General features: G+C 72.4%; 15 protein-coding genes. 11 read left to right on the top strand and 4 right to left on the bottom strand.

The window, feature by feature from the left end; all coding sequences use genetic code 11:
- Positions 1–288 precede the first annotated feature (288 nt).
- The gene (cutA, locus tag VT50_RS20420; RefSeq protein WP_206269440.1) at positions 289–633 is read right to left on the bottom strand and encodes a divalent-cation tolerance protein CutA; all 345 of its coding nucleotides are present in this window, start codon (positions 631–633) and stop codon (positions 289–291) included.
- Between the two features lie 103 nt (positions 634–736).
- Here cutA and VT50_RS20415 point away from each other — a divergent pair, with 103 nt between their 5' ends.
- Complete coding sequence (locus tag VT50_RS20415) at positions 737–1,096, top strand: cupin domain-containing protein (RefSeq protein WP_046089322.1); 360 nt, start codon at positions 737–739, stop codon at positions 1,094–1,096.
- Between the two features lie 62 nt (positions 1,097–1,158).
- On the opposite strand, the gene VT50_RS20410 is transcribed toward VT50_RS20415, so the two are convergent.
- The 3 genes from VT50_RS20410 to VT50_RS20400 all read right to left on the bottom strand — a co-directional run bounded on the left by VT50_RS20410 (position 1,159) and on the right by VT50_RS20400 (position 3,458).
- Positions 1,159–1,857, bottom strand: coding sequence for a TIGR04222 domain-containing membrane protein (locus VT50_RS20410; RefSeq protein ID WP_158083216.1), 699 nt, complete (start codon positions 1,855–1,857; stop codon positions 1,159–1,161).
- A gap of 119 nt (positions 1,858–1,976) precedes the next feature.
- Positions 1,977–2,657: a maltokinase N-terminal cap-like domain-containing protein gene (locus VT50_RS20405; protein WP_046089321.1), complete on the bottom strand. Its 681-nt coding sequence runs from the start codon at positions 2,655–2,657 to the stop codon at positions 1,977–1,979.
- Positions 2,658–2,834: 177 nt separating this feature from the next.
- The gene (locus tag VT50_RS20400) at positions 2,835–3,458 is read right to left on the bottom strand and encodes a hypothetical protein (RefSeq protein WP_046089320.1); all 624 of its coding nucleotides are present in this window, start codon (positions 3,456–3,458) and stop codon (positions 2,835–2,837) included.
- A 174-nt stretch (positions 3,459–3,632) separates the two neighbouring features.
- Here VT50_RS20400 and VT50_RS20395 point away from each other — a divergent pair, with 174 nt between their 5' ends.
- From VT50_RS20395 to nirD, 10 genes are all read left to right on the top strand, one after another.
- Complete coding sequence (locus tag VT50_RS20395) at positions 3,633–4,310, top strand: response regulator transcription factor (RefSeq protein ID WP_046089319.1); 678 nt, start codon at positions 3,633–3,635, stop codon at positions 4,308–4,310.
- Between the two features lie 4 nt (positions 4,311–4,314).
- Complete coding sequence (locus VT50_RS20390) at positions 4,315–5,811, top strand: sensor histidine kinase (protein ID WP_240529230.1); 1,497 nt, start codon at positions 4,315–4,317, stop codon at positions 5,809–5,811.
- A gap of 113 nt (positions 5,812–5,924) precedes the next feature.
- A complete protein-coding gene (locus VT50_RS20385) occupies positions 5,925–7,370 on the top strand; it encodes an ATP-binding protein (RefSeq protein ID WP_240529237.1) in 1,446 nt (481 codons plus the stop codon).
- Positions 7,370–7,819: a roadblock/LC7 domain-containing protein gene (locus VT50_RS20380; protein WP_046089318.1), complete on the top strand. Its 450-nt coding sequence runs from the start codon at positions 7,370–7,372 to the stop codon at positions 7,817–7,819. Before VT50_RS20385 ends, VT50_RS20380 begins: the two co-directional genes overlap by 1 nt.
- A complete protein-coding gene (locus VT50_RS20375) occupies positions 7,816–8,181 on the top strand; it encodes a DUF742 domain-containing protein (protein WP_046089317.1) in 366 nt (121 codons plus the stop codon). Before VT50_RS20380 ends, VT50_RS20375 begins: the two co-directional genes overlap by 4 nt.
- Positions 8,165–8,926 (top strand): GTP-binding protein, encoded by a 762-nt coding sequence (locus VT50_RS20370; protein WP_240529229.1) that lies wholly within the window; start codon positions 8,165–8,167, stop codon positions 8,924–8,926. The genes VT50_RS20375 and VT50_RS20370 overlap by 17 nt, the downstream gene beginning before the upstream one ends.
- Positions 8,923–10,248: a cytochrome P450 gene (locus VT50_RS20365; protein WP_046089316.1), complete on the top strand. Its 1,326-nt coding sequence runs from the start codon at positions 8,923–8,925 to the stop codon at positions 10,246–10,248. Before VT50_RS20370 ends, VT50_RS20365 begins: the two co-directional genes overlap by 4 nt.
- Positions 10,249–10,297: 49 nt before the next feature.
- A complete protein-coding gene (locus VT50_RS20360) occupies positions 10,298–11,566 on the top strand; it encodes a cytochrome P450 family protein (RefSeq protein WP_046089315.1) in 1,269 nt (422 codons plus the stop codon).
- 183 nt (positions 11,567–11,749) lie between these two features.
- Positions 11,750–14,335 (top strand): nitrite reductase large subunit NirB, encoded by a 2,586-nt coding sequence (gene nirB / locus VT50_RS20355; RefSeq protein WP_240529236.1) that lies wholly within the window; start codon positions 11,750–11,752, stop codon positions 14,333–14,335.
- Positions 14,332–14,727: a nitrite reductase small subunit NirD gene (gene nirD / locus VT50_RS20350; protein WP_046089313.1), complete on the top strand. Its 396-nt coding sequence runs from the start codon at positions 14,332–14,334 to the stop codon at positions 14,725–14,727. The genes nirB and nirD overlap by 4 nt, the downstream gene beginning before the upstream one ends.
- Positions 14,728–14,854 lie beyond the last annotated feature (127 nt).

The following is a 14,854-nucleotide window of genomic DNA, read 5'->3' as shown; positions in this document are numbered from 1 at the left end:
TCCTCGATCGCCGGTCGCCGGTCCTCGATAGCCGGTCGCCGGTCACCGGTCACTGATCGCCGGTCACCGGTCCCCGGGCCCTCGGTCACTGGTCGCCGCGCGCCGGTCCTCGATCGCCAGTCACCACCCACCGCCCACCGGTCACCGGTCACCGGTCACCGGTCCTCGATCGACGGTCGCCGCCCACCGGTCACCGGTCGCCGCCCACCGGTCACCGGTCACTGATCGCCGGGCCCTCGGTCGTCGGTCACCGCCCGCCGTCAGCCGTCAGCCGTCAGCCGTCAGCCGTCAGCCGATCGTCGTCTCCGCGACCACCCACGCCAGGTAGTCCTCGTTGCCGTTCACGATGGGCGTCGCGATGATCTCGGGGGTCTCGTAGTCGTGCGCCTCGCGGATGTGTGCCTCCAGCTCGTCGTAGCGCGCGGCGGTGGTCTTGAACAGCACCTGCCACTCGGCCGCCGTCTCGACCTCCCCCTCCCACCGGTACACGGATGTCACGGGCTGGCTGATCTGCGCACAGGCCGCCAGCCGGGCCTCGATCGCCCCGCGGGCCAGTGCCTCGGCCTTCTCGGGGGTGTCGGTGGTGGTCAGGACGGTCAGGTAGTCGGCCACTGCTGCGGTACCTCTCTCCATGGGGCGACTGCACGGCGCGGCTGCGAACTGGCGCCCACCACGCTAGCCGGTGAGGATTGAGGGAACCCGCCGACGATCAGACCGGACCGATCGAGGGGCACTCATGGATGACCTCACCACGCTCGCACGCCACCATCTGGACCAGGCCAAGGCCGATCCGCACGGGCGCAGCGCACATCTGTTCCTGCATGACGGTCCGCTGCGGCAGAGCGTGATCGCCATGGTCTCCGGCTGTGAGCTCGACGAGCACAACGCTCCCCCGGCGGCCAGTCTCCAGGTGCTGTACGGGCATGTGCGGCTGACCGGCGGCGTGGACCCGCTCGATCTCATCGCGGGCCAGCTGCAGGAGTTGCCGCACGAACGGCACGGGTTGCGGGCGCTGGAGGACTCGGTGGTGCTGCTGACGGCCGTGACCGCCACGCATGGCTGCCCCGCCCCTTACGAGGACACGGCCACCGCTTGACGACGGGCCCGGTCGCCGCCGACGGCCGGGCCTAGAAGGTCTCCGGTTCGCAGCCCTAGTCCCTAGTCGCCGCCTCCGCCGCCACCGCCACCGCAGGAGTGGTGGCCGCCGCCGTAGTCGCCCCCGTGACCGCCATGGTCGCCATGGCTGCCATGGCTCCCGTGACCGCCATGGCTGCCATGGGCGCCGTGGCCGCCGCCATGGTCGTCGGCCCAGCCGTGCGCTTCGTAGAAGGGCTCCTGGTCCAGATACTCGGGGTCGTAGGCGATGAGGAGGTTCCGGTCCCAGTAGGCCGGGTCGCCGTTCGGGATCGGTATCGCGTCGCTGACGGCCCTGCGCCGGGCCGGTTCCGGGACGACGACGGGGCCGTGGAAGACGTACGGGGGGAGCGTCCCCTCCCGCACGGCCGCTTCCACGCGGCGCCTTCCCGTCCGGGTGGGGCGGCCCCGGAGACGGGTGAGCAGACCGCCGTCGGCGAGTCGGCGCCGGACCTCCGCCAGCTCGGGTCCGCCGAGCAGCGCGGGGACCACCTGGGCCACCGGCTTCGAGCGCGGGCACAGTGCGACGAGCGCGCGCTCGACCGGGTGCTCGGCCCCCTGCCCCACCGTGGCGCGGATCCGCGAGCGCCGGAGGGTGATCACATCCCGCTCCTGAAGCGCTATCAGGAGGGTCTGGATCACCCACCGCCGCCCGCCCACCAGATAGGCGATGTCATAGAGGTCCAGCGCCGGTGGCCCCACCGGAGCGGGGCGTCTGGTCATGGCACACATCGGAATGCCCCCGTCCATCCGGACTGCTCAACTACCGCCAGTTTTGTCTTTCTGAACGGTGACGAACCCCGATGAGTGCTGATTCAGAGCATGATTTGAGCTTTCGCGCCTTACCTGGACACCATGTCGCTGTCGCCGTCGTACACAACGACGTACCGGCCACGCGCCTCGCCGCCCTCCGGCAGCCGCCAGCCCGCGCTGACATGGCCCCGCGACCCGGCGGGCTCCGCGCCGGACTCCGGGCGCAGAACGCGCGCCACCTGGAGGGCGGGACCCCCGTCACCCAGCAGCAGACGGGTGCCGTCGGGACCGTTCGCGACGGCCGGAGCCCCCGCGGCCCCGGCCGGTACGTCGAGCCCGGCTCCGGTCACCTCGGCGGTGACGGAGGGGTCGGGGGTGTGGGACGTGCTCTGCGCCTGCGGTTCGGCGCGGCCCTGAAGGAGCGCGAGCAACTGGGCCACCAGCACCGGGTCATGCGGCCCGTCGTAGATCCAGCGCTTTCCCAGCACCCCGTGCTCGGTCGTGCCGATGAGGGCCTGCTCGGCTCCGTCGAGCGGTGCCGCGCGGTAGGTCATCGGTACGTGGTACCAGGCGGGCCGGTCACCGGCGTCGTCACGGACCACCATGAACTCGATCCCCACCTCGCCCTCCGGGTCGTCGAGCCGGAAGCCCCCGACCCTGGACAGCTCCGGCGGGCCGCCCGCGCTGGCGTACCACGGTTGCTCGGGCAGCCACGGGGTGAGGAGCTCCAACTTGGTCGGTCTCATCGTGGTCTTGTGAATGATCGACATGCCGTGTGAACGCCTTTCCTCGCCGTACGCTTCCCTCCCGGGCGCTGTTCCCTTCCCGGGGGCTGACACGATCGCACCCGGAGGCCGACACGATCGCGAACGGCGCGCGGGAAGGCCCGGCGCACCGCGCGCGCCGGGCCTCTTGACGGCCGACCCCCCACGTGGTCGGCCGGCGGATCAGGAGCGGGCCGCGCGAGCCGCCTCGGCCTCCGTGGCCGCCGTGGTCTTCGCGCCCGCGGACGGCTTGGTGGCCCCGTGCCCGTCCTTGGGCAGGACGATCACGCAGATCTTGCCCGGCTTACCGGGCTTGCCCGGCTTGGTGGGCATGGGCTTCCCGGGCTTGCCCGGCTTCGCGGGCGTGGCGGGCTTCCCCGGCTTCGCGGAGCCACGCTCGATCACCACGACCTTGCAGGTCTTCCCGGGATGGGTCGGGAAGGCGGGAATGACGACACAGGTTTCGGCGTGCCCGCGGGAGCGGTCCTTCGACGCCGCGGTGGCCTTCTCACCGGTGGCCTTGCCCGCCTCGGTCAGCTTGACCGACGTGGCACGCTCAACCACCTTGCCGGGCTCGGTCGGCTTGCCCGGCTCGGTCGGCCTGGCGCTGCCGTCCTCGTCCCGGATCACGCAGAAGGCCGGGCCGTGGGAGGTCTTCCCCTTGGTGGCGGAGGCCGACGCCGAGGAGGACTGGGAGGCGGAGGCCGAGGCGGGGGCCGTGGCCCCCAGCGCCAGGGCGCCAGCCGCCACGGCGAGCACGACACCGCGCCGCTTCGCGGCCGGGGCACGGAACAGGGAACGAGACATGGGCACAGCTCTCCTTCAACTCAGGGGGTTGCACTGGCTGCCGCGGATCCCTTGATCCGTCGGCGCACTCACCGTGGCGCACCGATGCTGAGTCCCCGCTGAACCACCTGAGGCCCCGCTGAAGCCGGTACCGGTTTCAGCGGGGCCTCAGCTCGCCCGTGCCATCCTTACCGCGTGCGCATACTGGTGGTGGAAGATGACGCCCGGCTACGCGAACTCCTCACCGAGGGCCTGGAGCAGGAGGGTTTCACCATCGAGACGGCGGCGGACGGGCTGAGCGGCCTGGCGCTCGCCCGGTCCGGCGAGTACGCCGCGATCGTGCTGGATGTGATGCTCCCCGGGTGCTCCGGCTATCAACTGTGCTCACGGCTGCGCGAAGAGGGCGACTGGACGCCCATCCTGATGCTCACCGCCAAGGACGGCGAGTACGACGAGGCCGATGGGCTCGATGTGGGCGCGGACGACTATCTGACCAAGCCGTTCTCCTTCGTCGTCCTGATCGCGCGGGTGCGCGCCCTGGTGCGGCGCGGCGGGCTGGACCGGCCCGACGTGCTGGAACTGGGCGATCTGCGGCTGGAGCCCGCGGCGCTGGCCTGCGCCCGCGGAACGGACGACGTCACGCTCACCGCCAAGGAGTTCGCCGTGCTGGAGTACCTCGCACGGCGCGCCGGGCAGGTGGTCTCCAAGTCCGAGATCGTGCAGAGCGTGTGGGACGCCGCGTACGACGGCGGGGCCAATCTCGTCGAGGTCTACATCCGCAGTCTGCGCCGGAAGATCGACGTGCCGTACGGACGGCGGTCGATCCGCACGATACGGGGCGCGGGCTATCTGCTGGCCCGCGACGGAGGGTGAGACGGTGGGCTCAGAACGCGTCGCGGACGCCGAACGCGTCGCGGACGCCGAGCACATGGCGGACGCCGAACGCATCGCGCACCCGCAGCCGGAGTCGGAGGGCGTCCGGGCCCACCGCCCGCGCCTGACCTCCGGGCTGAGCGTGCGCGCCAAGGCCGTGCTGGCCGCCGCCGGGACCGTGGCCTTCGCGATCGCGCTGTGCATGCTGGCCCTGGTGCTCGCCCTCCAGCACAACCTCCGTGACAGCGCCGACCTGGACGCCAGGAACGCCGCGGTGGCGATCAAGGGCCAGCTGGGGAAGACCCGGGCCATGCCACAGCGGGCGTACATCATCGCCCCCGGCGCAGTGACGATCAAGGACGCCTCCGGCCGTACGGTCACCACCCACACGACCCCGACGGACGCCACCTCGCAGGGGCCGACCGGGCTCTCTGATCTCCCCGCAGAACCAGCCGAACCCGTCGAGGCCATCGAGGCCGGGCAGCCGTACAGCGTGTCGGTGAGCCCCTCGACCACCTCCGTCAACAGCGCCACCGGGCTGCTGCTGCGCCAGGCCGCACCCGCCGCCGCCGGGCTGGTGCTGTTCGTGGCGGGGCTCACCTGGCTGCTGGTGGGGCGCGCGCTGCGCCCGGTCGCCGCGATGCGGCAGGAGTTCACCGAGATCACCGAGCGCGATCTGCACCGGCGGGTGCCGGTGCCCCGGGCGCGGGACGAGATCCACCGGCTGGCCAGGACCATGAACGCCACGCTGGACCGGCTGCACCGGGCCATGACCCGGCAGCGGCAGTTCGTGGCCGACGCCTCGCACGAGCTGCGCAGCCCCATCGCGGCCGTACGCGCCCAGCTCGAGCTGGCCCTGACCCGCCCCTCGCGCACCGACTGGCCCGCCGCCGTGCACAAGGCGCTGCGGGACACCGACCGGCTCCAGACCGTCGCCTCCGATCTGCTGCTGCTCGCCCGGCTCGACGCGCAGGAGGCGCCGCCCAAGGCCGCGGTGGACCTCGGCGCGCTGGCGGCCGAGGAGGTGCGGCGCCACCCGGGTGCCCTGACGATGGACCAGCCCACGACGGCCGGGGACCAGTCCACGACGGCCCCGAGCCAGTCCCCAAAGTCCGGGGACCACCTCACCAAGACCCGGGCCCAGGACCCGCCCGCCGTCGTGACCGGCAGCCGGGTGCAGCTGTCCCGGCTGCTCACCAACCTCGCCGACAACGCCCGCCGCCACACCCGTACGGCCGTCTCCATCACCGTGGCGGTCCGTGGCGGCACGGTCGAACTGGCCGTGGACGACGACGGCCCCGGCATCCCCGAAGGCGACCGCGAGCGCGTTTTCGAGCGGTTCACCCGGCTGGATGACGCCCGGGCCCGCCAGGACGGCGGCACCGGTCTCGGCCTCGCCATCGCCAATGACATCGCTCACGCCCACGGTGGCACCCTTACGGTGCTCACCAGCCCGCGGGGCGGTGCTCGCCTGCTGTTGCGCCTGCCGCGGGCGGCGTAGCCGGACCCCGACCCCGGTGCGGACGCGGCTTCCCGGTCGTGAGAGTTTGGCAACTACCGGACCAGACTGATCAGTTGGTCAGTAGTATCTGCCCTTTCTTGGCCGTGTCCCAGATGGAGGTGTCGAAGGTGCTGTCGGGGACGGGGGCCGTCGTGCTGGCCGCGTCCGCGGTGCTGGTACTGGTGTTATCGCTGTGCCTCACCTGGGTGGTCAGACTTCGCCGCGCGCTCGCGGGGGCGCGTAGGGCGACCGAGCGAGAACGAGCCGTTTCCGGGCGGGAACGAGCCAAAGCGGCCGAGGAGCGGGCGCTCGCGGCCGAGCGCGGCGAGGAGGTCGCCCGGCTGGCCGCCGTACAGACCGAGCTGGACGAGGCGGCGCGCAGGGAGCGGATCCTCCGGGACTCCGTCCAGGCGTCGTTCGAGTCCGTGGCCCGCAATATGCACGCCATGTCGATGGTGCAGCAGCAGGTACTCGACGGCCTGGAGCAGCATGTCGAGGACGCCGGGCTGATGGGCGAGGTCATGAAGGCGGACCACGCCGCCGCCCAGATGACCCGTAAGGCACAGACGCTGCTGGTGATGTGCGGGATCTGGCCCGCGCGTCGGGAGACCCGGCCGGTGTCGCTCTTCGACTGTGTGCGGGGCGCGCAGTCGCGCATCGTGGAGTTCGGCCGGGTGGACGTCCACGGCGGCCAGAACCTCTACGCGGTGGCCCCCGCCGTGGAGGGCCTGATGCACGCGGTGGCCGAACTCCTGGAGAACGCCACCGTCTTCTCCCCCTCCCGCACCCAAGTCGCGGTCGCCGTCCGCGAGGTCGCCGCGGGCGCGGTCATCGAGATCGACGACGCGGGGCTCGGGATGCCGCCCGACGTCCTGGAGAAGGCCGTCGACCAGCTGCGGGACGGTCTTGACCTGGCCCAGCTCGGCGCGGTGCCCCGGCTGGGGCTCGCCTGTGTGGGGCGCTGGTCGCGGGAGCTGGGCTTCGGCGTCGAGCTGTCCACGGCGTCCGCGTACGGCGGCACGCGGGTGGTGGTCTTCGTACCGCACCGGCTGCTGACCGAGCAGCCGAGCGCCGTAGGGGCGGCGGACCGCAAGCCGGTGGTCGTGGAGCCGGTGGTCGTCGGCACGGTGAACCAGGACGCGGGCGGCGCGGGGCTCGGCCCGGCCGCCGCGGGCCCGGCCGGGGGCGGCCTGCTGAACGACGCGTCCGTGGACGATGTTCCCGGCGTCCCCGACGCCCCCGGCGCGCCCGATGCCCCCGCGCCGCTGGACACCGGGCTGCCCCGGCGCCGCAACCGCCGCCGCCCGGCCTCCGGAACCGCCCGGGCCTCCCCGGCCTCCTCTCCTGACATGGCCGATGACATAGCCGACGCGGCGGCCCCCTGGACACCCGACGCCGCCCGCGCCTCCATCACCAGCGTCGTCTCCGGCACCCGCCGCGGGCGCGTGGAAGCGAAGACGGAAGCCGAAGCGGAAGCGGAGGGAGAAGCAGCGGCGGAGGCCGTACCGCCCGAGGACGCATCGAGTCCGGATCGAGAAGACCGAGAGGGAGGCCGGTAGTGGCCGGAACCATATCCAGATTGCCCGACGTTGGATGGATGCTGCGCCCGCTGACCGGGATCCCCGGGGTGCGCCATGCCGTCGTCGTCTCGGAGGACGGTCTGCGGATGGGCCATGACTCCGCCGAGGGACTGACCGGCGAGGTGTCCCGGCTCGGGGTGGACGAGGCCGAGTCGCTGGCCGCGGCCTGTGCCGCGCTCACGGTCACCAGCCAGTCCACGGTGTCGCTGCTGTTCGGCGACGAGGCCGGGGTCCGGCAGCTGATGATCGAGTCCGACAGCGGGTTCGTGCTGTTCACCTCGGCGGGCCAGGGCGCCTCGCTGGGGGTGGCCACCGACACGGAAACCGATGTCGGCCTGGTGGCGCAGCAGATGCAGTTACTGGTCGCGAAGATCGGTGCCCATCTGAGCAGCCAGCCGCGGAAGTCGATGGGCCGCCCGGCGTCATGAGCCGACCCGGCGAGGAACGCACCACGGCCGCGGTGCGCCCCTATGTGATCACACGGGGGCGCGCCGGTTCCTCACGGGATGCTCTGTCACTGGAAACGCTTGTCGTGGTGTCCGGGAGCGCGCTGCCGCCGCATCTCCAGCCCGAGTACCGGCGGATCGCCGACTTCTGCCAGGGGCTGCTGTCGGTGGCGGAGGTCGCCGCCCATCTCGGCCAGCCACCGGCCGTGGTGCGGGTGCTGCTCACGGATCTCATCGACTGGGGGCACATCGTGGCGCGTCCGCCGATCCGGGTGGTCAAGCGAAAACGTGCCGATTTGGACTTCCTGAGGAAGGTGCTCGATGGGCTTGAGAACAAGCTCTGAGATCTCGACGGCCGGTACGGACGGCACAATCAGGACCGGCCACCCGGCCCACCCGGGCCACCCGGCCCACCGGGGCCACGCGGACCGCACGACCCGCACAGACCACACCAACGAGACAGGCGAGACGGACGAGACGGGCGATACGGACGACATGGATGACATGGACGACAGCCCCGTCATGTACGTGGAGTCCAGCGTGGCCGGGGCGGCCAAGATCCTGGTGGTCGGCCCGATGGGCGTCGGCAAGACCACGCTGATCGGCACGGTGTCGGAGATCAAGCCGCTGTCCACCGAGGCGACGATGAGCCAGGCCGGGGCCCGGCTGGACACCAAGGTCCGGCCGTCGAAGACCACGACCACCGTCGCGCTGGACTTCGGGCGGATCACCCTGGGCGGCGAGCTGGTGCTGTACCTCTTCGGCACCCCCGGTCAGCAGCGGTTCCTGCCCGCCTGGAAGGACCTGGCGCGCGGTGCGCTGGGCGCGCTGGCGCTGGTGGACACCCGCGATCTGGAGGCCTCCTTCGACGCGATCGGGCATCTGGAGGACCTGGACGTACCGTTCTCCGTCGCCGTCAACGCCTTCCCGGACAGCAAGCCGCACAACGAGGACGATCTGCGCTCCGCGCTCGATCTGCTCCCCCACACCCCGCTGGTCATCTGTGACGCCCGGGAGCACAAGTCCTCGGTCCAAGCGCTGATCTCGCTCGTCTCGCATCTGATCGAGACGCTCACGGAGGCGTCATGACCGCCCGGGCCGCCTCCCGGGTGCCGCTGCACGGCACCGCGCTGGACGGGCCGCTGACCGAGCTGTACGAGCGGATGCGGCGCGACCACGGTCCGGTGGTCCCGGTGGAGATCGCGCCCCGGGTCGAGGCGTGGCTGGTCATCGGCCACCGTGAGCTGCTCCACCTCACCCGCGACGAGCAGTACTTCTCCCATGACCCGCGCCGCTGGACCCCGCTGCGCGAGGGCCGGGTGGCCGCGGACTCACCGCTGATGCCGCTCGTGGGCTGGCGCCCGGCGCTGCTGTTCGCCGACGGCGCGGCGCACCGCCGGATGCGCTCGGCGGTGGCCGACGCGCTGGGGCGGGTCAACGGCCATGAGCTGATCCGCAGGGTGCGGGCCACCGCGGAGCGGCTGGTCGCCGGGTTCGCGGACCAGCACGCGGCGGATCTGGTCGAGAGCTACGCGCGGATACTGCCGCTGCGGGTCGTCACCGAACTGCTGGGCCTGGACGAGGAGAACGGCGCCCTGCTGGTCGAGGCGCTCACCACGATCGTCGCCCCGACCGTGGCCGCCACCGGCGCCAACAAGCGGATGGGCCAGATCCTGCTGCGGCTGATCGCCGAGAAGAAGCGGCGGCCGGACGCGGACTTGACGTCCTGGCTGCTGGAGCACCCCGTCGGACTCAGCGACGAGGAGGTGCTGCACAACTTCGTGGTGATCATCGTCGCGGGCAACAACACCACCGTGAACTGGATCGTCTCCACGCTCCAGATCCTGCTCACCGACCCCGCGTTCCGCTCCTCGCTGGCCCGCGGCCATCTCACCGTGGACGACGCCCTGGACCTGGTGCTGTGGCGCCAGCCGCCCACCCAGAACTTCCCCGGCCGCTACGCCACCCGCGATCTGCGCTTCGGCGGCCAGGACATCCGCGCCGGGGACATGCTCATCCTGGGCCTCGCGGGCGCCAACGCGGACCCTGAGGTGCTGCCCGAGGACGGCCGCCCGGTGGTCGGCAACCGCTCGTACCTCGCGTTCGGGGCGGGTCCGCACGGCTGCCCGGCGCGGGATCCGGCCCGGCTGATCACCCGTACCGCCGTGGACACCCTGCGCCACCGGCTGCCGGACATGGAGATCGCGGTGCCGGAGGAGCAGCTTCCGTGGATCACCTCGCCGTGGTCCAAGGGCCTGGCCAAGCTGCCGGTGCGGTTCTCCGCGCCACAACTGGCCGCCGATGCCCCGGCGTCGGGCTCGGCTTCGGCATCGGGTTCGGCTTCGGGCTCAACTTCGGCTTCGGCATCGGGCTCGGCGTCGGGTGCGGCCCGGGCCGCGGGCCCCGGCTGACCGGCCCCGAGCCCCCGACTCCCCCCAACTCCCCCGCAGGAGACAGCAGATGACCGACGGCCGATGCCCCGTGGCGCACGCCGACCCCGCCGCCCCGCACCGCCTGGACCCCACCGGGGCGCGCCAGCACGCGGTGAACGCAGAGCTGCGCGCCCGCGGGGCCGCGGTCCCGGTCCTGCTGCCCGGTGACGTACCGGCGTACGCCATCACCCGGCACGAGGAGCTGAGGGACTTCGTCAGCCACCCCGACGTGGCCAAGAACGCCCGCCACTTCGCCGCGCTGCGGAACGACGAGCTGCCGCCCGGCTGGCCGATGCGGACCTTCGCCACCGTACGCGGCATGATCACCGCGGATGGCGAGGACCACAGGCGGCTGCGGTCCCTGGTGACCCGGGCGTTCACCCCGCGCCGGGTGGAGGCGCTGCGCCCGGAGGCCCACACGCTGACCGGCACCCTGCTGGAGCGGCTGGGCGGGGCCGCCGCGGCCGATCCGGACGGGGTGGCCGATCTCCGCCGCCACTTCGCGCTGCCGCTGCCGATGGGCGTGATCTGCCAGCTGCTGGGCGTGGACGACCGCTACCAGGACCGGCTGCACGAGCTGTCCAACGAGATCGTCTCCACCCAGACCGCGCCCGAGCGGGTCCCGGCCGCCAACCGCGAGATGGTGGCGGTCCTCGGCCAGGTGGCGGCGGCCCGGCTGCGGGACCCCGGGGACGATCTGACCAGCGCGCTGATCGCGGCCCGCGCGGAGGACGGCGACCGGCTCAGCGAGGAGGAGCTGATCGGCACGCTGATGCTGACGATCATCGCCGGGCACGAGACCACGCTCAACCTGATCACCAACGCGGTGCGGGCGCTGTGCAACCACCGCGATCAGCTGGATCTGGTCCGCTCCGGGGCCGCGAGCTGGGGCGATGTGGTCGAGGAGACGCTGCGGTACGACAGCCCGGTGTCCTTCTTCCCGTTCCGCTACGCCACGAGGGACCTCCCGGTCGGGGACGCGGTCATCCCGCGGGGCGCGCCCGTGCTCGTCTCGTACACCGCCGCCGGGCGCGACGAGCGGGCGTACGGCCCGGACGCCGACCGCTTCGACGTCACCCGCGGCGCACGTCATCTGTCCTTCGGCCACGGCGCCCACTTCTGCCTGGGCGCCCCGCTGGCCCGCATGGAGGCCGTGATCGCCCTCGAGGCCCTTTTCACCCGCTTCCCCGCGCTGGACCTGGCGGTCCCCGACGAGGAGCTGGTCCCCCACCCCAGCTTCGTCGGCAACAGCCCGCGACGGCTGCCCGTCCGGCTGGGGACGCCTCACAGCGGCTGACCCGGCGCGCTGAGGGCAGCGTTGCCCACGGGAAACGGCGGGGATGCGGCCGGGTAACAGCCGCCCCGCAGGCTTCCCGGCATGGAGTCGTACAACCCGCACGCTCATCCGGCTGACGCTCACCTCGGCATCCCGCGGAACGCCCGTGCCGCGGCCCCCACCATCGTGCTCGTCGGCCACGGCATGGTCGGCCAGCGGTTCCTCGAAGCGCTGGCCGAACGGAAGGTCACCGAGACCGCCCGTGTCGTCGTGTTCTGCGAGGAACCCCGCCCCGCCTATGACCGCGTCCAGCTGACCTCGTACTTCTCCGGACGCAGCCCGGACGGGCTCTCCCTCGTCGAGGAGGGCTTCATGGCGCGGCACGGCATCGAACTGCGCCTGGGCGACCCGGCCCGGGCCATCGACCGCGGGGCCCGCACCGTGACCAGCCGGTCCGGGCTGACCGTCGGCTATGACACGCTCGTGCTGGCCACCGGCTCGTACCCGTTCGTCCCGCCCGTGCCCGGCAGGGACAGCGACGGCTGTTTCGTCTACCGGACCATCGACGATCTGCTCGCGATCGAGGCGTACGCGAAGGACCGCGGGTCCGGCACCGTCGTCGGCGGTGGGCTGCTCGGCCTCGAGGCCGCCGGTGCGCTCAAGGGGCTCGGACTCACCACCCACATCGTGGAGTTCAACCCGCGCCTGATGGCCCTCCAGGTGGACGAGGGCGGTGGCGCCGCGCTGCGCCGCACGGTCGAGGGCATGGGCCTGATCGTGCACACCGGTGTCGCAGGTAAGGAGATCACGGCGGACGGCGACGGCGCCGTCACCGCCATGGCGCTGTCCGACGGCTCGTCCATCGACACCGACCTCGTCGTCTTCTCGGCGGGCGTGCGCCCCCGCGATCAACTGGCCAGGGACTGCGGCCTGGACGTCGGCGAGCGCGGCGGCATCGCGGTGGACGAGGCGTGCCGCACCAGCGATCCCGCGGTGTACGCGATCGGCGAGTGCGCGCTGGCCGCCGACGGCCGGGTGTACGGGCTGGTCGCGCCCGGCTATGAGATGGCCGAGGTGGCGGCCCGCGAGATCGCCGATACGCAGGTCGGCGAGGGCTCCAGCCCCCCGGGTTCCAGCGGTGCGGGCTTCAAAGGCGCCGACACCTCCACCAAGCTCAAGCTCCTCGGCGTCGACGTGGCCAGCTTCGGCGACGCCCACGGCACCACCGACGGCTGCCTGGACGTCGTCTACTCCGACTCCCGCACCGGCGTCTACAAGAAGCTCGTGGTGGGCGCCGACGGCGCCCTCCTCGGCGGGGTGCTGGTCGGCGACGCCGAGGCGTACGGCACGCTGCGCCCCCTCACCGGCGCGGTGCCGCCCATCAGCCCGGAACAGCTCGTCCTCCCGGCGGGACCGGGCGCGCCCGCCGCCCTCGGCCCGTCCTCACTCCCGGACGAGGCGGTGGTGTGCAACTGCCACAACGTCACCAAGGGCGCGATCCGCTCGGCCGTCACCGACCACCACCGCACCACCGTCCCCGAGGTGAAGAAGTGCACCGGGGCGGGCACCGGCTGCGGCAGTTGCGTCAAGGCGCTCACCTCGCTCGTCAACGACGAGCTGGAGGCGGGCGGGATCAGCGTGGACAAGGGGCTGTGCGGCTGCTTCGCGTACACCCGCGCCGAGCTGTACGAGATCGTCCGCACCCTGCGCATCACCACCTACGCCCGGCTACTGGACGGCCACGGCCGGGCGGAGGCCCGGGAGGGCGACGGCTGTGAGGTATGCAAGCCCGCCGTGGCCTCGATCCTCGCCTCGCTGGCCCCGACCCTCGGCGCGAGCGGCTATGTGCTGGACGGCGAGCAGGCGGCCCTCCAGGACACCAACGACCACTTCCTGGCCAACCTCCAGCGCAACGGGTCGTATTCGATCGTGCCCCGGATCCCCGGCGGGGAGATCACCCCGGAGAAGCTGATCGTGATCGGCGAGGTGGCCCGCGACTTCGGGCTCTATACGAAGATCACCGGCGGTCAGCGGATCGACCTCTTCGGCGCCCGGGTGGACCAGCTCCCGCAGATCTGGACGCGGCTGGTGGACGCCGGTTTCGAGTCGGGCCACGCGTACGGCAAGGCGCTGCGCACCGTGAAGTCGTGCGTGGGCCAGACCTGGTGCCGCTACGGGGTGCAGGACTCGGTCCGGATGGCCATCGACCTGGAGCTGCGCTACCGGGGGCTGCGCGCACCGCACAAGCTGAAGTCGGCCGTCTCCGGCTGTGCCCGCGAATGCGCCGAGGCGCGCGGCAAGGACTTCGGCGTGATCGCCACGTCCAACGGCTGGAACCTCTACGTGGGCGGCAACGGCGGGGCGGATCCGCGCCACGCCGATCCGCTCGCCCAGGACCTGGACGACGAACGGCTGATCCGGCTCATCGACCGGTTCCTGATGTTCTACATCCGCACCGCGGACCGTCTGGAGCGCACCTCGGCCTGGCTGGAGCGGATCGAGGGCGGCCTTGACCACGTCCGCGAGGTGGTGGTCGAGGACTCGCTCGGGCTGTGCGCCGAGCTGGAGGCGATGATGGCCGACCATGTGGCCGGTTACCGCGACGAGTGGGCCGAGACCCTGGGCGATCCGGAGCGGCTGCGGCGCTTCGTCTCCTTCGTCAACGCGCCGGGCGCGCCCGACCCGACGGTGAGGTTCGTGCCCGAGCGCGACCAGGTCAAGCCGGACCTGACGGTCCTGGCGGGCCCGGCCCTCCCCGTCCGTACCCTCGAAGGGACCGCCAGCCGATGACCACGGCACCCGGGACACCACCCGAGCGGACCGCGGTCCGTGTGGAACTCCTGATCGACCAGCGGTGGTTCACCGTCTGCGGGCTGACCGACCTCACCCCCGGGCGCGGGGTGGCCGCCCTGCTGCCGGACGGCGCCCAGGTGGCGGTCTTCCTGGACCGCGCGGGGCGCACGTACGCGATCGCCAACCGCGACCCGTTCACCGGCGCGTATGTCCTCTCCCGGGGGCTGCTGGGCTCGGCGGGCGGGCGCCCGTTCGTCGCCTCCCCGCTGCTGAAGCAGCGCTTCGACCTGGTGACGGGGCGGTGCCTGGACGACGAGGGGGTCGCCGTCCAGGCGTATGCGACCCGCACGCGGGCGGTCCCGGACGAGGTGACGGCCCGGGTCGCCTGAGTCCGGCGCCCCACGCTGGGGCCCGTCGCCGTTCCCGTGCTGAAATGGCCGCGTACTTCACGCCCGATCCGGTTTTCCGGAAGACTTCTGCAAGGTTCCGAGGGTGCGCCCCCGGGAAGTGCGGGGC

Origin of the sequence: Streptomyces antioxidans (assembly GCF_000968685.2) — a bacterium.
Classification (GTDB): Bacteria; Actinomycetota; Actinomycetes; order Streptomycetales; family Streptomycetaceae; genus Streptomyces; species Streptomyces antioxidans.
Note: the sequence above shows the minus strand (reverse complement) of the source record. Positions and strands in the feature narration are given on the sequence as shown.